The organism is Methylobacterium sp. E-005 (assembly GCF_022829725.1).
Taxonomy (GTDB): Bacteria; Pseudomonadota; Alphaproteobacteria; order Rhizobiales; family Beijerinckiaceae; genus Methylobacterium.
Map to the genome: position 1 here is coordinate 138,413 of NZ_JAKSYG010000240.1, position 18,112 is coordinate 156,524.

At 71.1% G+C, this 18,112-nt stretch carries 19 protein-coding genes and 1 pseudogene; 7 read left to right on the forward strand and 13 right to left on the reverse strand.

Annotation, left to right across the window (positions count from 1 at the left end; translation table 11 throughout):
• Entirely contained in the window at positions 1-867 is an 867-nt protein-coding gene (locus MKK88_RS30225) for a flagellar motor protein MotB (RefSeq protein WP_244006777.1), read from the forward strand.
• A 316-nt stretch (positions 868-1,183) separates the two neighbouring features.
• On the opposite strand, the gene MKK88_RS30230 is transcribed toward MKK88_RS30225, so the two are convergent.
• Genes MKK88_RS30230 through MKK88_RS30240 form a run of 3 tightly spaced genes read right to left on the reverse strand, consistent with a single transcriptional unit; the run spans position 1,184 to position 4,786 of the window.
• Positions 1,184-1,813: a hypothetical protein gene (locus MKK88_RS30230; protein WP_244006779.1), complete on the reverse strand. Its 630-nt coding sequence runs from the start codon at positions 1,811-1,813 to the stop codon at positions 1,184-1,186.
• Positions 1,801-2,484: a DUF1214 domain-containing protein gene (locus MKK88_RS30235; protein WP_244006785.1), complete on the reverse strand. Its 684-nt coding sequence runs from the start codon at positions 2,482-2,484 to the stop codon at positions 1,801-1,803. The genes MKK88_RS30230 and MKK88_RS30235 overlap by 13 nt, the downstream gene beginning before the upstream one ends.
• A 4-nt stretch (positions 2,485-2,488) precedes the next feature.
• Positions 2,489-4,786, reverse strand: coding sequence for a transglycosylase domain-containing protein (locus tag MKK88_RS30240; RefSeq protein ID WP_244006787.1), 2,298 nt, complete (start codon positions 4,784-4,786; stop codon positions 2,489-2,491).
• 278 nt (positions 4,787-5,064) lie between these two features.
• On the opposite strand from MKK88_RS30240, the gene MKK88_RS30245 reads away from it, so the two are divergent.
• Entirely contained in the window at positions 5,065-5,556 is a 492-nt protein-coding gene (locus tag MKK88_RS30245) for a YcgN family cysteine cluster protein (protein ID WP_244006789.1), read from the forward strand.
• 153 nt (positions 5,557-5,709) lie between these two features.
• On the opposite strand, the gene MKK88_RS30250 is transcribed toward MKK88_RS30245, so the two are convergent.
• From MKK88_RS30250 to MKK88_RS30275, 6 genes are all read right to left on the reverse strand, one after another.
• On the reverse strand, positions 5,710-6,408 hold the full coding sequence (locus tag MKK88_RS30250; RefSeq protein ID WP_244006790.1) for an NrsF family protein: 699 nt from the start codon (positions 6,406-6,408) through the stop codon (positions 5,710-5,712).
• Positions 6,408-6,965: an RNA polymerase sigma factor gene (locus MKK88_RS30255; RefSeq protein WP_409566734.1), complete on the reverse strand. Its 558-nt coding sequence runs from the start codon at positions 6,963-6,965 to the stop codon at positions 6,408-6,410. The genes MKK88_RS30250 and MKK88_RS30255 overlap by 1 nt, the downstream gene beginning before the upstream one ends.
• Positions 6,966-7,075: 110 nt before the next feature.
• A complete protein-coding gene (locus MKK88_RS30260; RefSeq protein WP_244006794.1) occupies positions 7,076-7,792 on the reverse strand; it encodes a DUF1223 domain-containing protein in 717 nt (238 codons plus the stop codon).
• Between the two features lie 68 nt (positions 7,793-7,860).
• Positions 7,861-8,655, reverse strand: a complete 795-nt coding sequence (locus tag MKK88_RS30265) for a creatininase family protein (RefSeq protein ID WP_244006797.1) — start codon at positions 8,653-8,655, stop codon at positions 7,861-7,863.
• Between the two features lie 102 nt (positions 8,656-8,757).
• On the reverse strand, positions 8,758-9,291 hold the full coding sequence (locus tag MKK88_RS30270) for a protein phosphatase CheZ (RefSeq protein WP_244006799.1): 534 nt from the start codon (positions 9,289-9,291) through the stop codon (positions 8,758-8,760).
• A 111-nt stretch (positions 9,292-9,402) separates the two neighbouring features.
• On the reverse strand, positions 9,403-9,786 hold the full coding sequence (locus MKK88_RS30275) for a response regulator (RefSeq protein WP_091719055.1): 384 nt from the start codon (positions 9,784-9,786) through the stop codon (positions 9,403-9,405).
• Positions 9,787-10,073: 287 nt separating this feature from the next.
• Here MKK88_RS30275 and MKK88_RS30280 point away from each other — a divergent pair, with 287 nt between their 5' ends.
• Positions 10,074-11,060: a bifunctional riboflavin kinase/FAD synthetase gene (locus MKK88_RS30280; protein WP_244006800.1), complete on the forward strand. Its 987-nt coding sequence runs from the start codon at positions 10,074-10,076 to the stop codon at positions 11,058-11,060.
• A gap of 64 nt (positions 11,061-11,124) precedes the next feature.
• Positions 11,125-11,343: a DUF2093 domain-containing protein gene (locus MKK88_RS30285; RefSeq protein WP_244006806.1), complete on the forward strand. Its 219-nt coding sequence runs from the start codon at positions 11,125-11,127 to the stop codon at positions 11,341-11,343.
• A 3-nt stretch (positions 11,344-11,346) separates the two neighbouring features.
• Here MKK88_RS30285 and lpxK read toward each other — a convergent pair whose 3' ends face one another.
• The 3 genes from lpxK to MKK88_RS30300 are packed head-to-tail and all read right to left on the reverse strand — an operon-like array spanning position 11,347 to position 14,443.
• On the reverse strand, positions 11,347-12,330 hold the full coding sequence (gene lpxK, locus MKK88_RS30290) for a tetraacyldisaccharide 4'-kinase (RefSeq protein WP_244006816.1): 984 nt from the start codon (positions 12,328-12,330) through the stop codon (positions 11,347-11,349).
• The gene (locus tag MKK88_RS30295; RefSeq protein ID WP_244006823.1) at positions 12,330-13,661 is read right to left on the reverse strand and encodes a 3-deoxy-D-manno-octulosonic acid transferase; all 1,332 of its coding nucleotides are present in this window, start codon (positions 13,659-13,661) and stop codon (positions 12,330-12,332) included. The genes lpxK and MKK88_RS30295 overlap by 1 nt, the downstream gene beginning before the upstream one ends.
• Positions 13,658-14,443, reverse strand: coding sequence for a lysophospholipid acyltransferase family protein (locus tag MKK88_RS30300; protein ID WP_244006825.1), 786 nt, complete (start codon positions 14,441-14,443; stop codon positions 13,658-13,660). Before MKK88_RS30300 ends, MKK88_RS30295 begins: the two co-directional genes overlap by 4 nt.
• 290 nt (positions 14,444-14,733) lie before the next feature.
• Here MKK88_RS30300 and MKK88_RS30305 point away from each other — a divergent pair.
• Positions 14,734-15,228 (forward strand): annotated as a pseudogene (locus MKK88_RS30305) (VIT family protein); the annotation flags it as partial.
• Between the two features lie 87 nt (positions 15,229-15,315).
• Positions 15,316-16,224: a metallophosphoesterase family protein gene (locus tag MKK88_RS30310; protein WP_244006827.1), complete on the forward strand. Its 909-nt coding sequence runs from the start codon at positions 15,316-15,318 to the stop codon at positions 16,222-16,224.
• 5 nt (positions 16,225-16,229) lie between these two features.
• Here the strand turns inward: MKK88_RS30310 and MKK88_RS30315 are convergent, their stop codons facing one another.
• Positions 16,230-16,376, reverse strand: coding sequence for a hypothetical protein (locus tag MKK88_RS30315; RefSeq protein WP_244006829.1), 147 nt, complete (start codon positions 16,374-16,376; stop codon positions 16,230-16,232).
• Between the two features lie 309 nt (positions 16,377-16,685).
• Here MKK88_RS30315 and MKK88_RS30320 point away from each other — a divergent pair, with 309 nt between their 5' ends.
• The gene (locus MKK88_RS30320; protein WP_244006831.1) at positions 16,686-18,077 is read left to right on the forward strand and encodes an amidase family protein; all 1,392 of its coding nucleotides are present in this window, start codon (positions 16,686-16,688) and stop codon (positions 18,075-18,077) included.
• The last annotated feature ends 35 nt before the right edge of the window (positions 18,078-18,112 follow it).

The following is an 18,112-nucleotide window of genomic DNA, read 5'->3' on the forward strand; positions in this document are numbered from 1 at the left end:
ATGACCCAGCCGATCATCATCATCAAGAAGGTCAAGAAGGCCGCTCATGGCCATCACGGCGGGGCCTGGAAGATCGCCTATGCGGACTTCGTGACCGCCATGATGGCGTTCTTCCTGCTGATGTGGCTGATCAGCATGACGACGCAGGAGCAGAAGATCGGTTTGGCGGAATACTTCTCGCCGGCGGCTCTGAGCCCGGCAACCAGTGGCGCCGGCGGAATTCTGTACGGCAGAGCCCTGGATACGTCGGGCAACAAGCCATCCACACCCCGCGAGGCAGAGAGGGGCTCGGCCGAGGAGGCGGACAAGGCGCGTTCGACCACGCCGGGCCGCGCCAGCGATCTCGATGCCAGCCGTCCGGCCGCCAGCGTCCAGGCCAACTACAGCGCCATCGCCAGCCTCCGGCAGGCGCTCCAGTCGATGCCCGACATTGCCGAGCTGTCGAAGAACATCGTGATCGAGCCCACCAAGGAGGGCGTGGACGTTTCCCTCGTGGATCAGGACGGCCGCTCCATGTTCCGCGAGGGATCCGTCGAACCCTACGAGCGCACCCGGCGCGTTCTGGAGGCGCTCGCGCCGACCCTGCGCCGGCTGCCCAATCGCCTGTCCATAACCGGCCACACATCCGTCGCGCGCCCGGGCTCGACGCGGGCCGGCGAACCCTGGAGCCTCACCGCCGGGCGTGCGCTCGCCGTGCGCGAGATTTTGGCGGGTTCCGGGGTTCCCAACGACAACTTCGTGTCCGTGGTCGGACGCGCCGACACCGAGCCGGTTTTCCCCGACAATCCCTACCTCGCGCCGAACCGACGGGTGACGGTCACACTGCTCAATGCGAGCCCGCCGGTGCCCCCGAACATTCTTCGCTGACGGCAAGGCGCCTGGCAGCCTGAAAACAGCCTCCGCCGAAGGCGATACCGGTGCGGTGGAGGGCGTTGTCCAACACGGGCTCGGGGCCTGCACCCTTGCGACGCCGCAGGACACGACACACGACCGGAACGCTTTAAAGCGGCACGCGAATCCACCCCTCATCGTGAGGTGCCCGAGCGCAGCGGCGTCGACGGAGCCTTCCGGATGGGCCTGCAATCCCGGGCCTCGTCCCTCGACGTCCGCCAACGCGGGCGCCTCAGGATGCGGCGGAGGGTCGAATGCAGCCGGGCGCGCCCGTGCACCGCTCGACGAGGCGCTACCGCCCTGTGCCCTTACCGGTCGAATCCTTCCCCGCCGGCGCATCATCCGCAGTCGTGTCGGTGGTGCAGGAGACCGCCTGGATCTCGGCATTGGCGGCGGGGCGCTGGCTCGGCAGGCCGGCGATCACCCGCACCACCACGAAACCGCGGGCGTCCGGCGCCACGATGCGAACATCGCGGCTCGGGTCGTTCTCGTCGTCGTCCGCCAACGCCTCGTCGTACTGGGCACGGGTGAGGATCACGAGGTCCAGCGCACCGCGGACCGCGGCCTGATCGGTCACCGCGTAGAAAGCGCCGCGCCGGGCATGGGCGGCGAGCGACAGGGTGAGCGAGCCGGTCCGCGCCGAGACGCGCATCGGCCCGTCGGTCAGATCGTAGGCGCAGACGCCGACCGCCACGGCGGGGTCCGGGATCGGCAGCCACGCCTCGGGCGGGGAGGGGTCGTCGCCCGTCGCCACCGTGTAGATCGGCTGCGGATGGTCCAGGCTCTCGCTCGTCCGGGCGCGTGAGACCGCATCCGTCTCCGACAGGCGGGGGATCGCCAGGACCGCCGCGATATGGACGATCCCGGCCAGCACGAGGCCGAGCAGCGTGGCGTAGACGAAGCGCAGGCTCACGACGCGCATCCGAGACGGGTGATGGCCGGGACCGAGGTCCGGTCGAGGGAGCCGACGCTGGCAGCCGCCGGCGTGTCGTAGAGGCGCAAAGCCAGCCGCACCGGACCGCTCGCCCGGGGGCTCGGGAGCCAGTTGCCGGGCTGGACGTCCGGCGCGAGCATCACGGTGAACCGCCCATCGGCCGAGCGCAGGATTTCGGTCGAGGTGAAGCCTTCACGCAGGATGGGGCGGCCGGCCTCCCGGGGCCCGCGGCCGGCGACCGTGATGGTCCAGGCCCGGGCGGGGGGCGTCCCGCCGCCGATCCGGTAGGTGCAGGCGGCATCGAGCGTCTGGCCGTCATCGTCCGAAGCTGCCGTCAGGAGCAGACCTTCGCCCACCGCGAGGGGGATCTCGCCCCGGCGGGCGTTGACCGCCCGGGTGTAGGGGTCGGCATTCGCGGCGCCCGCCCGGGGCCAAGCCGTCCAGGCACCAACCTGCACGCCGCCGAAGGGATAGCCGCCGCGCGTCGCCCAGTCGGCGCTGGCGAGACCGAGGGCCCCGCCGAGCGCCAGGGCGTAGACGGCAAGCCCCGCAACCGAGCTCTTGCGCCACAGGCGCCGGACGAACCGGATCGCACCGCGGCGGGGTGCCGTCTCAGACGCGGCCGCGTGGCCGCCCGACACCGGGATCGCGTCCCTCATGCGCTCACCGGACCTCGACGAAGCCGCCGGGCGCACGGCTGCCCTCGGCCATCGCCCGCGCCCTGTCGAGGGGGCTGGCCGCGGCGCGGTCGTCGGGCTTGCGGGCGCCCTTCTGCACCTCGCCGCTGCCACCCTTCGCCGCCGGCTCGGCGGCTGGCACGCGCTCGACCGTGCGGAACAGGCCGTTCAACCCGCTGATCACCTCGAAGGAGCGGCGCGAGAGCTTGCCGTAGGCGCTGGCATTGGGATCGATCGGGGCGGTGGGACCGCCGGAGGCCTGCTGCTGGGCGGCGCGGGGGCTCTCCTTCAACCCCGGCAGCGGCTTGATCTCGATGCCCTGATGGGCCGGCTCCATCACGTCGTGCCAGGTCTGGGCCGGGAGCGAGCCGCCCGTGAGCTTGTTGGTCGAGGTGTGGTCGTCGTTGCCGAACCAGACGGCGCCGACGTAATTGCCGGTGTAGCCGACGAACCATGCGTCCCGGTAGGCGTTCGTGGTGCCGGATTTGCCCGCGACCTTCACACCCTCGAGTTGCGCCCGCTTGCCGGTGCCCTCCTCGACCACCTTGTTGAGCATGAAGTTCATGTCGGCCACCACCTGGGGTGACAGCACACGCTCGGGCGCCTCGTCGGCGTGGCGGTAGATCACCTCGCCGGACGAGTTCTTCACCTCCATGGCGGCGTAGGGCTTGGCCCGGAAGCCGCCGTTGGCGAACACCGCGTAGCCCGCCGCCTGATCGATCACCGTCACCTCGTCCGAGCCGATCGGCATCGAGACCGTGTCGATCAGGTTCGTGGTGATGCCCATCTTATGGGCAAGGTCGATGATCTTGGTCCGGCCGGCCTTGGCGGCCTTGGCCTCGTGGGTGATGCCCATGCCCTTGCCCAGCGCGATCGAGATCTTGATCGGGATCGTGTTGATCGACTTCGCCACGGCGAGCCACATCGGCACCCGGCCGGCATAGGAGCGACCGTAATTCTGCGGGCACCAGTTGCCGATGCAGACCGGACTGTCGACCACCACGGTGTCGGGCTTGAACAGGCCGGAATTCAGCGCCGCCGAGTAGACGTAGGGCTTGAACGAGGAGCCGGGCTGGCGCAGCGCGTCGGTCGCGCGGTTGAACTGGCTCTCGCCGTAATCGGCACCGCCCACCATGGCGCGCAGCGCCCCGTCGGGATCGAGGATCACCATGGCGGCCTCGTCGACGTCCATGGCGTCGCCGGACTTGCGCAGGATGTCGGCCACCACCTCGTCGGCCCGCTTCTGGATCGCGAGGTCGAGGGGCGTCTTCACAATCAGCACGCGGTCGTTGCGGAGCTTGCCCGCATCGGCCATGCCCTTGATCTCGCCGAAGGCCCAGTCGAGGTAATAGTCGGCGGTGATGTCGCGGGTGCGGGTCACCGGCGTCGCCGGATTGCGCAGCGCCGTCTGGATCTGGCCCTCGGTGACGAAGCCCGCCTCCACCATGTTGTGCAGCACGTCCGCCGCCCGGGCGCGGGCTGCCGGCAGGTTGACGTGCGGGGCGTACTTGGTCGGCGCCTTGAACAGGCCGGCCAGCATGGCGGCCTCGGCGAGGCTGATGTCCTTGAGCGGCTTGCCGAAATAGTAATCCGCCGCCGCCACGGCGCCGAAGGTGCCGCCGCCCATATAGGCCCGGTCGAGATAGAGCTTCAGGATCTCGTTCTTGGTCAGGTGGCTCTCCAGCCAGAGCGCCAGGAACGCCTCGTTGATCTTTCTTTCGAGGGACCGCTCGTTCGTCAAAAAGAGATTCTTGGCGAGCTGCTGGGTGATGGACGAGCCGCCCTGCGTGCCGTTGCCGCCCTTCGAGTTGTTGACCAGCGCGCGCAGCGTGCCGATCGGGTCGATGCCCCAATGCTCGTAGAAGCGCCGGTCCTCGGTCGAGACCAGCGCCTTGATCATGATGTCGGGAAACTCGTCGAGCTTCAGCGAATCGTCGTGCTTGATGCCGCGCCGCCCGACCTCGGTGCCGTAGCGATCGAGGAAAGTGACGGCCAGATCCTGTTGCTTCAGCCAGTTCTCGCTGGTGAGCTGGAAAGCGGGCTGGGCCAGCGCCAGCATCAGCACGGCGCCGCCGGTGCCGATGGTGACGCCTTCGCTGGTGAGATCCAGGGCGACGCGCTTCCAGCCGCGCACGGCGAAGCGGCCCATGAAGCGCCGGAAGCGCTCGTAGGCCTCGCCGGTCGAGCGGCCGCTGTCGTAGAGGCCCGCATTGACCCAGGCGTCGAAGGCGAGGGCGGCCCGTTCCAGGCGAACCTTGATCTCGGTGAGCGTCGGCAGGCGCACGATGTCGAACCCGGCTTGTCGAGCGCCTCAGCGGCGGATGGTGGAGCGTCCGCACCGCAGACAGGGAACCTGCGGCCGAGCCACCGCACGGCATCCCCATCCATAGCAGGATCCGGAACCGCGGGCGAGGCTCTGCGCAGTCTCGCGAATCGCCGCGGACGAGCTTGGGCGTAACGCACAGGGACGCGATCCGGTCGCACGATCGCGGTTCCGGCCACGCTTGATCCACAGGCGCGGCTCGGGCAGAGAGACGCCTCCCCGATCGAGAGACCTCATCGATGCCCAAGCCCGAGGCGGTGCGCCGCGGGGCGGCCGAGCCGTTCTGGCGCACCAAGACGCTCGAAGCCATGACCCCCGCCGAGTGGGAGAGCCTGTGCGACGGCTGCGGCCGGTGCTGCCTCCTGAAGCTTGAGGACGAGGATACCGGTGAGGTCCACCACACCGATATCGGCTGCACGCTGCTCGACGGCCTCACCTGCCGGTGCCGCGACTACGTCCACCGCCAGAAGCGGGTGCCCGATTGCGTCCGGCTGACGCCCGAGGCGGTGCGGTCGATCGCCTGGCTACCCCAGACCTGCGCCTACCGCCTCGTGCGGGACGGCGAGCCGCTCTACCCCTGGCACCCGCTGGTCTCGGGCCGGGCCGCGAGCGTGCACGAGGCCGGCATCTCGGTGCGTGGCCGCCTCTCCGGTAACGAGGAGGAGTTTCTGGAAGAGGAATACCCGGACCGGATCGTGGACTGGCCGGCGCTCGATCCGCAGGCCGACTGAAGACGGCCATCCCCTCGAGCGGAGCGACAGGTCTCGGTTTCGAAAGGTCGAGACCTTTCGCGGGTCCAGGGCAGAGCCCTGGTCACCATCGCGAAACTCTGCCCCAAGACCCCGCCAAACGACTTCTGCCCTCTGAAGCTCGGATCACCTGGGTCAGACAGGCCCGGCCTCGCTGCACGCCGCGCGCGAGGACGGGGCGAGCAGCCGTCCCCCGGCCAACCCGTTCACCGCGATCACGATGGCGACCGCCGCCGCATGCATCAGCAGATCCGTCGCGGTGGCGTCATGCGGGTGGACCGGCATCAGCAAAGCCGCCGCCGCCGCCGAGACAGCGAGGCCGCCCAGGGCCGCTGTCAGCTTCGGCCGGAGCGGGCAGGCCCGGCGCAGCATCACGACGATCAGCGCCGAGAATGGCACGGACACGCAGATCAGAAAGCTGAAGCAGCCCGTGACCGTATGGGCGCCCGGGATGTCGGCCCCGGGGGCGAGCCAGTCGCGCAGGCAGCCGAGCCCGCTCGCGCCGATCCAGAGGGCAAGTGGCGGCAGCGGCAGCAGCGCCCACCGGCCCGAGCGTCCCGGCACACTCGTCGCGAAGGCCGCATAGGCCGCCGTGATCGCCGTGAGGACGGCACCGATCGCCGCCAGGGCGAGGTCGGGCACGTGCATGCGCAGCATGAAGCCCGCCATGCCGGCCTCCGCCACCAGAAGCAGGCCGGCCAGCAGCGCCGCGCCGAGCCACAGGGCTGTGCGGATCCCCGGCGCCGGCAGCGGCCGCACCGGCTCCAGCTCGCCAGCGAGCGCTTCGACGAGCCGGTCGTGACGGGAGGCTTCGCAGCCAGCGCGCTCGGCCATCACTCCGCCTCCCGCGTCAGGCTGGTCCGGAGCGCCTTCAGCGCCCGGTGCAGGTTCACCTTGAGGGCGCCTTTGCTGCGCCCGGTGAGCGCTGCGGCTTCGTCGAGGGACAATTCGCGCAAGCCCAGCTGCTCCACCGCCTGCCGCTGCCCCTCGGGCAGGGACGCCACCGCGCGGGCCAGCGCCGCGGCACGGTCCCGCGCCTCCAGGCTCTGGCTGGGAGCCGGGCCGGGATCGATCTCGGCCTCGTAGGCCAGGGGGTCGTTGACCTCCCGGGGGCGCCGGCCCGCCCGGCGCAGCCGGTCGATGGCCCGCCGCTGGGTGATGGCCCGCAGCCAGGGCATGAACGGCCGGGCGGGATCGTAGCTCGCCCGGGCCCGGTGAACGGTCATCAGCGTGTCCTGCACGACATCGTCCACCGCCTCGCCGCGCACGCCCTGCGCCCGGGCGATCGCCGAGACCACGGGCAGGCAGGCCTTCAGCAGCGCACGATAGGCGGCCGCGTCGCCGCGTTGCGCGGAGGCCATCAGGCCTGCGAGTTCCTCTTCGAGCGCCATCCGGGCTCCGCCGCCGTTCCGTTCCCCGGCTAGCGCCGCATCTTGCCCGGCCTCGGAGCCGAGCGCCAGCGACCAGCCGCAGGTGGCGAGCCCGGCCGGCACGGCGAGGATCATCGCAGCGCCTCCCGCCGCGCCCCATCCTGATCGAGGCGGGCGGCGCCGAGGATGCGCCCATCCGCCGCCTGCAGCAGGACGGCCGCCGTATCGCCCTCGGGTCGCGCCGCCGCGAAGGTCGCGGCGGCCCCCGACCAGCGACCGAGATCGTGGATCGCGCGGACGACGTTGGCCTGCTCCAGGGTCCGCCCAGCATTCTCGCCGCGCAGCACGCGGGTGGTATGGCTCGGATCGAACCCGACCAGCAGGACGCGCGCGGCGCCGGCCCCGGGGCCGACCCGGGTGACGAGTCGGTCACCGTCGCGGGCCAGCGCCACCGGGATGCCGGGTCCGGACGCCCGGGCCCGCGCAATGGCGCCGCGCAAGGCCGCCTCGTCGGATCCGACGAGGCCGACTGTCCCATCGATCACGGCCTGTGGCGTGTAGCCGGGGCCGCCGAACCGGGCCGCATAGGCATCCTGCCGCGCCGTCGCGGCCGGCAGGGCATAGGGATCGCGCCAGTTGAGATGGTTCCAGTAGGTGACGTGGAACGCGAGCGGGAGGACGTCGCCGCCCTCATGCGCGAGCCGACCGAGCAGCGCCTCAGCGGGCGGGCAGGAGGAGCAACTCTGCGAGGTGAAGAGCTCGACGACGACGGGGCGGTCCGCAGCCGCGGCCGGACCGACGGCGCCGAGGAACGCGAGGGCGAGGGTGATCGGAGCGACAGGGCGCATGGCGTGGATTCCTGTGCGCCGGCGGATCGATCCGGCGCACCGACTCTTTCGCCCCCCGGCAACCGCGGTTACGCCGGACCGGCCCCATCGAGCTCGAAGGCATCGACATCGCGCAGCAGCGCCACGAAGGCCCGCGCCCCATGCGCCAGGGCCGCGCGCCCGGCCTCGGCGGTGCCGAGCCGCGCGTCACCCATGGCGCCGGAGGGATGGAGATCCCCGGCCTTCCAGGCGAAGGCGGCGGGGCGGCCGGCGCGCAGGTGGGTGAAATCGCGGATCATCGTGAGCGTCCGCGGCGGGAAATTGGCGATTCGGTCGGTCCGCACGAGGTCCGGCCGCAGGGCCAGCATCAGCGCGGTCTCGACCCCGCCCGCATGGATGCCGTGGGCGATCTCATCGGCCGGGAACAGGCCGTCGGGATAGCCGAATCGGGCCCAGGCAGTCGTCACCGCCACCATGCCGTACCGGGCGCGCAACTCAGCCGCCACGAGGTCGATCAGCGCGCTGTTGCCGCCATGGCTCGTGACGATCACCAGCTTGCGGCAACCGGCCCGGCGGAGGGCGGCGCCGATGCCCGTCCAGGCCGCGAGCGCCGTCCCAGTGTCCAGCGTGAGCGTGCCTGGGAATTCATCGTGCTCATCCGACTTGCCGGTCGCCTGCACGGGCAGGATCAGCACGTCGAGGGCGTCCGGAACGCATGCCTGCACCGCGGCGAGGTAGCCGTCCGCGATGATCGTGTCGGTGGCGAGCGGCAGATGCGGGCCGTGCTGCTCGGTGGCGGCCACGGGCAGCACGGCGATGGCGCGCCGCATGTCGCGGTTTTTCAGCTCCTCCGTCGTGAAGTCGGACCAGAACCGCGCCGCCATACCCGCCGGGACCTCCCCCTGCCGCCAGACGGCACCGGGTTACCGGACCCCCTGTAACCGGCGCGGGGCCGGCGAGTCGACCGGCCGCCGACCCGATTCGCGTCAGCCGAAGAGCGCGTCGATGTCGTCCTGGGAGGGCATCGCTGCGTCGGCCTGCGGGCCGCTCAGCATCAGATCCTCCGCACGGGCGCGGCGGGCGCGCTCGACCGGGTCGGTCGTGGCGGCGTCGCGCGCCTTCACGGCACCGACGAACCGGGCGAGGCGCTGCTCGAACAGCCGGAGCGATTCGACCACCTTGGCGATTCGCTGTCCCGTGATGTCCTGGAACGCGCAGGCCTCGAAGATCGTGTTGATGCGCTCCTCGACCGCCTCGCGGTAGCCGGGCCCGTCGGGCAGGCCGAGCATGGCTTCGGCCGCTTCCATGATGGTGTTGGTGGCGCCCGCGGTCGCCGCCACCACGCTGCCGAGCTCCTCATGCGCCATGGGGATCCGGTCGCGACTCATCTCGTTCGCGCGGAGCGCCCCGATCTCCTCGCGGAGATGGGAGATGTATTCGGCGATCTCGCTCAACTCGGCGATGACGGCCTGGGGTTCCCGGAGTCGCACTTCGGACTGCCGAGGGACGGCTAACGACATGCTGTTCTCCTGAGATCGGCCTCCGTCCGGATCACCCGCGCCGCGCGCAGGAATCATCCGACGCATTGGCGGGGCAGCCGGACGACGCGGGGAACGTTTCATCGATCCCAATCAGCTGCCGCAGACGGCTTCGATCTTCGATTTCAGGGTGGCGGCGTTGAACGGCTTGACGATGTAGTTGTTCACGCCCGCCTTCTTGGCAGCGATGACGTTCTCGGTCTTCGATTCGGCCGTCACCATGATGAACGGCGTCGTCCGAAGATTTTCGTCGGCGCGCACGTGCCGGAGCAGCTCGTACCCCGTCATCGGCTCCATGTTCCAATCGGAAATCACCAGGCCGTACTTGCGGTCCTTGAGACGGGCCAGTGCTTCCGTACCATCAGAAGCGTCATCAACCTCCTCGAAGCCGAGCTGCTTCAGAAGATTACGAATAATGCGGACCATCGTCTGGTAATCATCGACAACGAGGATCGGCATGCTCAAGTCGAGAGCCATCGAACCACTACTCCGTAATTGCCCGGCGGGAAGCCGCGGCGGCTCCCGGAAAGATTAACGCTTCGCTAAGGCTGCAATTTAGCTGCGCCGTACGTGATTTTAAATAGGGCTTGCGCATTGCGAAGCCGTTAATCGCCGTCGCCAGCGCATGGCCCGGCCGAGTGTTGCGCCGCCGCCCCCCTCGCTTGACCCTCCGGGCACCTTTCGGCAGGGTCCGGTCGCGTCGGGCCCCGCGCGGGCATGGCCTGCGACCCCACCCGACCTTCCGAGCATCCGACCCCGACACAATGGCCTCAGGCGACGACACGGCGGCGCGCACCTTCACGATCTGCCGCCCCGACGCGCCGGTTCCGCCGGCCCTGACGGGGGCGGTGGCGGCGATCGGCAATTTCGACGGCGTCCATCTCGGCCACCGCGTCCTGATCGAGCGCGTACGCGCGGCCGCGCGGGACGGCGGCCGGCCCGCCGTGGTCCTGACCTTCGAGCCGCATCCGCGGGCCTATTTCACCCCCGACGCGCCGATGTTCCGCCTGACCGAACTCACCGCCAAAGAGATCGTGTTCGCCCGCCTGGGACTCGACGGGGTGATCGTGCGCCGCTTCGACGGGGCGCTCGCCGCGACGGGTGCGCGCGCCTTCGTCGTCGACTTCCTGAAGACCTCGCTCGGCCTATCCGGTGTGGTCGTCGGCCATGATTTTCATTTCGGCCGTGGCCGCGAGGGCACACCCGCGATCCTGGCCGATCTGTGCCGGGAGGCCGGCCTGAGCTGCCATATCGTGGCGCCGGTCGCCGTCGGCGACGAGGCGGAGCCGGTCTCATCGAGCGCGATCCGCGCTGCGCTCACCGCGGGGGACATCGCCCGGGCCAACGCCCTGCTGGGCTACCGCTGGTTCGTGCTGGGCCCGGTCCGCCACGGCGACAAGCGCGGCCGGCAGCTCGGCTTTCCCACCGCCAACCTGATGGTGCCCGATTGCGGCCTTGCGCACGGGATCTACGCGGTGCGGGTACGCCTCGCCGGAGGCGCGTTGCGCGACGGCGTCGCCAGCTACGGCCGCCGCCCGACCTTCGATGACGGGGCACCGCTGCTGGAGACCTACCTGTTCGATTTCTCCGGCGATCTCTATGGCCAGGAGATCGCCGTGGAGTTCGTCGGCTACATCCGCGGCGAGGAGCGGTTCGCCAGCGCCGATGCCCTGGTCGAACGCATGCATGTCGACGCAGCGGCGGCACGGTCCATGCTCGCACAGGATGAAACCCGGTCCATGCTGGACTGATGTTCCGGGGGGATCGCCGGCCGCGCCGATCGTGTAGAAGGGCGGCATCAGGCAGGAGGCGGACGTGCTGGGTCGTTACGAGCGCGCGAACAATGGCGAAGCGGTGGTCGAGTACGGCGACGGCACCATGCGGGTGGTCAAGCCGGGCAGCTTCGTGCGTTGCGCGGTGACCGGCGAGACGATTCCCCTCGACGCGTTGCGCTACTGGAGCGCGCTGCGCCAGGAGGCCTATTCCTCCCCCGAGGCGATCCTGAAGCGCCTGAAGGAGACCGGCCGGCCCTGATCGTCAGGGTGCGGAATCGAGCACCTGTCGCAATTGGCGGCGCAGGCCCTCTGGTCCGTCGAACGTGAGGCGCACACGCAGCACCCGCACCCGGTTCGAGACGGATGCGGGCAGGCGCACCGCATCCTTCTCGGTGGTGACGAGCTCGGCACCGAGCCGGTGCGCCGACTCGGCCAAGGCGGCCAGTTCGCCCTCCCGATACGCGTGATGGTCCGGGAAGGCGCGCCGCCCGACGATCACCGCCCCCGCTTCGGCCAGCGTGGCGAAGAATTTGGCCGGACGACCGATCCCCGCGAAGGCAAGGCAGCGCCGGCCCGCCCAATCGTCCGTTTCCCGAATGAGCCGCGCCCGGTGGACCGGCAGGCCGCGCGTCCCGGCCGCCCGGACGAGGGCGTCGCCCGGCGCGCCGTCGCCGATCACGATCAGGCCCCCGACATGCGGCCATTGCCGGGCGAGGGGCGCCCGCAGCGGACCCGCCGGAAAGGGCAAGCCGTTGCCGAGGCCGACCGGTGCATCCACCACGGCGAGGCTGAGATCCTTCGCGAGGGCGGGATTCTGCAGCCCGTCATCCATCACGATCACGTCGGCCCCGACCCGCCGGCACAGGGAAGCCCCGGCCGGCCGGTCCCGCGACACGATCGTGGGCGCCCGGCGGGCGAGCAGCAGCGGCTCGTCGCCGACCTCCGCGGCGGCATGCCGGCCGGGATCGACCCGCACCGGACCGGCCTCCCGTCCGCCATAGCCGCGGGACAGGAAGGCGGGCGTCTGCCCGAGTTCCGCGAGCAGCGCCGCGACCGCCAGCGCCGCGGGCGTCTTACCCGCCCCACCCAGGGTGAAGTTGCCCAGGCATAGGACCGGGCAGCCCGCCCGGCTTCCCGCCCGGTCCATGCGTCGGGACACGAGCGCCCCATAGGCTGCCCCGGCGGGCGCCAGGACGCGCGCGAGAGGGTGATCCGGCCCGGACGTCCAGAATCGCGGGGGCCGCATCAGGCCCGTGCGAGCGGGCGTACGCGACCGCCGCGGTCGAGGCGCTGCAACTTCATCTGCGCGACGAACGGGTCGAGAACCGCCAGCGTGCGGGCCACCGCCCCCTCGAACGGGCGCAGGGCGTTCTGCCCGGCCTGCGCCATGGCGGCCAGCCGGTCCCGATCCCCGAGCAATTCGCCGACGACCGCGGCCAGCTCGACGCCGTCCTGCACCGGGATCGCCCCTCCGGCGCGATCGAGGGCTTGGTAGATGGCGCTGAAATTCCCGACCTGCGGCCCGTGCAGCACCGCCGTGTCGAGGCGCACGGGCTCGATCGGGTTCTGGCCGCCCCGGGGGACCAGCGAGCCGCCGAGGAACCCCAGGGGGGCGAGTCGATAGAACAGGCCGAGCTCGCCGATCGTGTCGGCGACGTAGACGTCCACGGACGGGTGAGGGCGTCCGCCGGTCGAGCGCCGGGCGGTGCGCAGGCCCATATTCGCCGCGCACGCGACCACCTCTTCCGCCCGGGCCGGGTGCCGCGGGGCGATGAGGGTGAGGAGGTGCGGGAACCGCTCCTTCATCAGCGCATGCGCGTAGGCGATGACCGATTCCTCGCCCGGATGGGTGCTGGCCGCGATCCAGATCGGTCGTCCGGCCACCATCGCGCCCAGATAGGCGAGCTGCTGCGGATCGGCCGGCGGCACCGGCGCGTCAAATTTCAGGTTGCCGGAGATGCTCACCCGGGGCGCACCGAGCTTGGCGAAACGCGCCCCGTCCTCCTGCGTCTGGCAGAGGCAGATGGCGATGCGCGACAGCAGCGCCTTGGCGGTGCGCGGGCAGCGCTCCCAGCCGCGGAACGAACGCGCCGACATGCGACCATTGACCAGGATCAGCGGAATCTCGCGCTCGTCGAGCGCGAGGATCATGTTGGGCCAGATCTCGGATTCGGCGACGACCGCGAGGTTCGGCTGCCAATGGTCGAGGAACCGCGCCATCCAGCGCGGCGCGTCGAGGGGCATGTACTGGTGGACCGCGCCGACCGGCAGGCGGGCGCCGATCAGGTCGGCGGCCGCGCGGGTTCCGGTGGTCACCAGCACGGAGAAGCCGCGGGCGATCATGCCCTCCACGAGGCCGATCAGCGACAGCGCCTCGCCCACGCTGGCGCCGTGCATCCACACCAGGGGCCCGATCGGCCGGGCGCGCCCCGGCAGGCCGCGCCGCTCCGGGAGGCGCAGCGGATCCTCCTTGCCGCGCTGCGCCCGCCACGCAAGCAGCCCGGACAGCGCCGGGGCGCCGATCCGCAGGCCGGCCCGGTAGGCCTGCAACGGCAGGGTGACGGAGGGGCGCCTCACGCGGCGTCTCCCACCGGCGCGGCGACCGCGGCCGGCGCAGCCTCGCGATAGAGCGCCGCCCGATCGGCCCGCCCGACCAGGGCGTAGGCGCGGGCATGGACCCGGTTCATCTCGGTCTCGACGAAGCGCCGGAGCGTCTCGAAGGCTTCGCCCGCGCTGTCGCGCGGCACGTAGATCGGATCACCCAACACGATCGCGCCGCGCCCGAAGGGCAGGCCCAGACAGGCACGATCCCAGGATTTGAAGCGCAGATGCCGACTGGTCACCACGGCGGCCGGCACGATGGGCCGGCCCGAGAGGCGCGCCAGCGTCAGGATGCCGGCGTCGCACCGGCGCGAGACCTTCGGGACATCCGCGCTGAAGGCCACGGACTCGCCGTCCTTCAGGGCCCGCAGCATGGCCCGCAGCCCCTCGGCCCCACCCTTGGCGCGCATATCCGTGGCCCGGCTCCGGCCACGGGCCCCCGAGGCCCGGATCACCCGCGTGCCGAGGTGCTCCAGCGCGATGGTGTTGATGTTGCCGTCGACATTCCGCGAGATGATCGTGGCGACCCTGTCGTGGGGCCGGCGCATCAGGGGCATCATGATGTGCTGGCCGTGCCACATGCCGGCGATCAGCGGCGTGTGCGCGTCGAGCCAGGCATCGGCCTTGCCGGGCGGTGCATTGCCCGCCTGGATCACGAAGCGGTTGGTCCGCCGCACCAGACGCAGGTAGGCCGCAGCGAGACGGCCGAGCAGGCGCTGCACGGCGGGCTGACGAAGGAAACGCTTGCCGAGGCTCATGTCACGCCTGGGATGGCCGGAAGGCCACCCGATCAGTTCCGGATCGAAATCGACCGCGCATGCTCTAGCCCCCGCGCATGAGACGAAACAATCGGCCCGGACCACAACCTGCGCGCGCAAGCGCCGGCGACGCTGCTGCTCCGGGATGACGCGGATGCTCTCGCGGCGCGGCGAAAACACGGCGAGACCGCTTGTTTAGATCTATTCCAGACTATAGATTGGAATCGATCTAGAAAGGGAGAGCCCGAATGGCAGCCGTCCTCGAGAGCACCGCCGCGCTGGCCGCGGAGGCCCGTCGCGCCTTCGTCCTGCGCTACGTGCAACCCGGCCTCGCGGGTCTGATCGATGGTTCGGTTTCGACGCTTGCACCGATCTTCGCGGCGGCCTTCGCCATGGGACACAACAACGCGACCTTCCTGGTGGGCCTCGCGGCCTCGGTCGGCGCGGGGATCAGCATGGGCTTCACCGAGGCCCTGTCGGACGACGGCAGCGTCACCGGCCGCGGCGATCCCTGGATCGGCGGCCTCGTCTGTGGCGTGATGACGACGCTGGGGGGCCTCGGCCACACGCTGCCCTACGCGATTCCCGATACCCTGCCGGCGGGCTGGCCGAACCCCTTCTGGCTCGCCACGAGCCTTGCCGTGCTGGTCGTGGTGGTCGAGCTCGCCGTCATCGCGGCGATCCGCACCCGGTTCATGGCGACACCGTTCTGGCGGGCAGCCCTGCAGGTGATGCTCGGCGGCGCCCTGGTGCTGGCCGCCGGGATGGCGATTGGAAGCGCATGACACGCATGACGAGAAGCGCTTGACGGCGGGGGCCGCGCCCGCGATGCGGAAGCCGTTCCCGGCCCGTCCCGCGCGTGATTCCCGGCGTTGACCTTTCGCCTCGCCCATCTCAGCGATCCGCATGTCGGCCCCCTGGGCCGGGTGCGCCTGCATCAGCTCATCGGCAAGCGCGCCACCGGCTACGCCAACTGGCGGCGCGGCCGGTCGCGCAGCCACGACATGACGGTGCTGGAGGCCCTGGTTGCCGACCTGAAAGGGCAGGGGGCCGGGCACGTCGCCTGCACGGGCGACCTGTGCAACATCGGCCTGCCGAGCGAGTGGCAGACGGCGCGCACCTTTCTGGAGGCCCTGGGTTCACCCGATGCGGTGAGCTTCGTGCCGGGCAATCACGACGCCTATGTCCGCGGCTCCCTGGAGGGGCTGCTCGACGCCTGCGGCGCCTACACGAGCGACGATTCGGGCTCCGTCGGCCGGTTTCCCTATCTGCGGCGGCGCGGGCCCCTCGCCCTGGTCGGCCTGTCGAGCGCGATCCCGACAAAACCCTTCGTGGCCACGGGACGCCTCGGCGCGCCGCAGCTGGCCGCGGCCGAATCCCTGCTCCGGGCGCTCGCCACCGAGCCGGGCCGTCCGTTCCGGGTCGTGATGATCCATCACCCGCCGCAGCCGGGGGGCGCGGCGGCGGGCCGCGAGCTGATCGACGCGGCGGCGTTCACGGCGATGATCGGGCGCGCGGGCGCGGACCTGATCCTGCACGGCCACAATCACGTCACCAGCACCGCCCGGATCCCGGGGCCTGACGGGGGCGGCGTCCCTATTGTCGGCGTCCCATCGGCCTCGGCCCGGCCGGACGGGCACGGGGCGATCGCCACGCGTCGGGCCTCGTACATCCTGTACGAGGTGGCCCGGGTCGGGGACGGGTACGCGCTCGACGCCCGGCGGCGCGGTCTGGGCGCCGAGGGCACGATGTGCGACCTCGGCCCCGTCGACATGCATTGATCCGATCAGGCGGCGGTGCGCTGCTGCCGGGTCAGGCTGGCCTCATAGCGCTCGGCCTGGAGCCGGGTCAGGCCGCAGATCACGGCCAAAGTCCCACGATACACGGTGTATGTGCCATCATGCGTCGGCTTGACGCGAATCACCTCTGCCATGGGTCTCTTCCTGTGTGAGAGGTTACTTGCCGTGGACTGAGGAGATCATCCCTCCCTGGTGAATGGGCCAATCGAACGCGCGAACGAGGGGCAGGTTATCGATCGGAAACATTGTGGCAAGGGCCGGAGACGGACGAATGCTTAGGTATTTCTGTTGCGACGCGGCAAATCCTTGACTCTACTGATGATCCTCGGCTGCGCAAAAAAGTGGCGGATGGCTTGCATATTGAATGCGATGATCACACCCCGCCCCGAGCAGCGAATCGGGGTTTCGACCCCGCCCTATCGGGGCGCGCAAAAGGACATCCGATGCAGCTCTGGCGTCTGACGGCGACCGACCTCGCGGCCCTGATTCGAACCGGCCAAGTCTCGGCCCGGGAGGTGGCCCAGGCGGCCCTCGACCGGCTCGACACCGTCAACGGTCGAATCAACGCCGTGGTCGAGCATCGCCCGGAGGATGTGCTCACGCAGGCCGACGCGGTCGATGCCGCGCGCGGCCGCGGCGAGACCCTCGGGCCGCTGGCGGGCGTGCCGGTGACCGTGAAGGTGAATGCCGACCAGCGCGGCTTCGCGACCACCAACGGGCTGCTGCTTCAGCGCGATCTCGTGGCCCGGGACGACAATCCCGTGGTCGCCAATCTGCGCCGGGCCGGCGCGGTACTGCTCGGGCGCACCAACACGCCAGCCTTCTCGCTGCGCTGGTTCACCACCAACCAGATCCACGGCGACACGAAGAATCCGCGCGATCCGGCCCTGACGCCGGGCGGCTCGTCGGGCGGGGCCGGCGCCGCGGTGGCGGCCGGAATCGGGGCGATCGCCCACGGCACCGACATCGCCGGCTCGGTGCGCTACCCGGCCTATGCCTGCGGCGTCCACGGCCTGCGCCCGAGCCTCGGCCGTATCCCGGCCTGGAACGCATCCTCACCCGAGCGCGGGATCGGGCCGCAGCTCATGGCCGTCTCGGGGCCGCTCGCCCGCAGCATTGCGGATCTGCGCCTCGGCCTGGAAGCCATGGCGGCCCCCGATCCCCGCGATCCCTGGTGGGTGCCGGCGCCGCTCGTGGGTCCGGAAGTCCCGCGGCGGGTCGCCCTGTGCGTCCGGCCCGGGGGGCTTGCCGTCGTGCCGGAGGTGGAGGCCGCCCTGCGGGACGCGGCCCGCCGGCTTTCGGAGGCCGGCTGGACGGTGACGGAGATCGCCGACACGCCCCCGATCCGCGAGGCGAGCGAGCTGCAGCTCCAGCTCTGGCTGGGCGACGGCTACGCCGCCGTCCGCGAGGCGGCGGAGCGCGAGGGCGACCCGGCGGCGATCGGCCTGCTCGAGAGTTTCCGCGGGCGCGCCGAGGCGATGGCGCCGGACGCGATCGCCCGGGCGCTGACGCGTCGCCTCACGCTCGCCCGGGAGTGGTCGCTGTTCCTGGCCGAGAACCCGGTGCTGCTGGTGCCGGTCTCGGCCGAACTGCCGTTCCCGGACGGTCTCGACCGGACGGAGGCCGGCGTCGCCCGGGCCTTCGAGGCGAACCTCCTCCAGGTCGGGCTGGCGCCGCTCGGGATCCCGGGGCTGACGGTGACCACGGGCCTCGTCGGGCGCACGCCCGTGGGCGTGCAGCTCGTGGCGGCCCGCTATCGGGAGGACCTGTGCCTCGCGGCCGGCGCGGCGATCGAGGCCGCCGGGGTGCCGGAGATGCCGGTCGATCCGGCCTGAGAAACCGTTAGAGCCTGGGTTTCCAAAGGGCTTCA

Coding starts and splice junctions, on each gene's coding strand:
- MKK88_RS30225 (WP_244006777.1), top strand. CDS start 1: ATGACCCAGCCGATCATCATCATCAAGAAGGTCAAGAAGGCCGCTCAT.
- MKK88_RS30230 (WP_244006779.1), bottom strand. CDS start 1,813: ATGCGCGTCGTGAGCCTGCGCTTCGTCTACGCCACGCTGCTCGGCCTC.
- MKK88_RS30235 (WP_244006785.1), bottom strand. CDS start 2,484: ATGAGGGACGCGATCCCGGTGTCGGGCGGCCACGCGGCCGCGTCTGAG.
- MKK88_RS30245 (WP_244006789.1), top strand. CDS start 5,065: ATGCCCAAGCCCGAGGCGGTGCGCCGCGGGGCGGCCGAGCCGTTCTGG.
- MKK88_RS30250 (WP_244006790.1), bottom strand. CDS start 6,408: ATGGCCGAGCGCGCTGGCTGCGAAGCCTCCCGTCACGACCGGCTCGTC.
- MKK88_RS30255 (WP_409566734.1), bottom strand. CDS start 6,965: ATGGCGCTCGAAGAGGAACTCGCAGGCCTGATGGCCTCCGCGCAACGC.
- MKK88_RS30260 (WP_244006794.1), bottom strand. CDS start 7,792: ATGCGCCCTGTCGCTCCGATCACCCTCGCCCTCGCGTTCCTCGGCGCC.
- MKK88_RS30265 (WP_244006797.1), bottom strand. CDS start 8,655: ATGGCGGCGCGGTTCTGGTCCGACTTCACGACGGAGGAGCTGAAAAAC.
- MKK88_RS30270 (WP_244006799.1), bottom strand. CDS start 9,291: ATGTCGTTAGCCGTCCCTCGGCAGTCCGAAGTGCGACTCCGGGAACCC.
- MKK88_RS30275 (WP_091719055.1), bottom strand. CDS start 9,786: ATGGCTCTCGACTTGAGCATGCCGATCCTCGTTGTCGATGATTACCAG.
- MKK88_RS30280 (WP_244006800.1), top strand. CDS start 10,074: ATGGCCTCAGGCGACGACACGGCGGCGCGCACCTTCACGATCTGCCGC.
- lpxK (WP_244006816.1), bottom strand. CDS start 12,330: ATGCGGCCCCCGCGATTCTGGACGTCCGGGCCGGATCACCCTCTCGCG.
- MKK88_RS30300 (WP_244006825.1), bottom strand. CDS start 14,443: ATGAGCCTCGGCAAGCGTTTCCTTCGTCAGCCCGCCGTGCAGCGCCTG.
- MKK88_RS30315 (WP_244006829.1), bottom strand. CDS start 16,376: ATGGCAGAGGTGATTCGCGTCAAGCCGACGCATGATGGCACATACACC.
- MKK88_RS30320 (WP_244006831.1), top strand. CDS start 16,686: ATGCAGCTCTGGCGTCTGACGGCGACCGACCTCGCGGCCCTGATTCGA.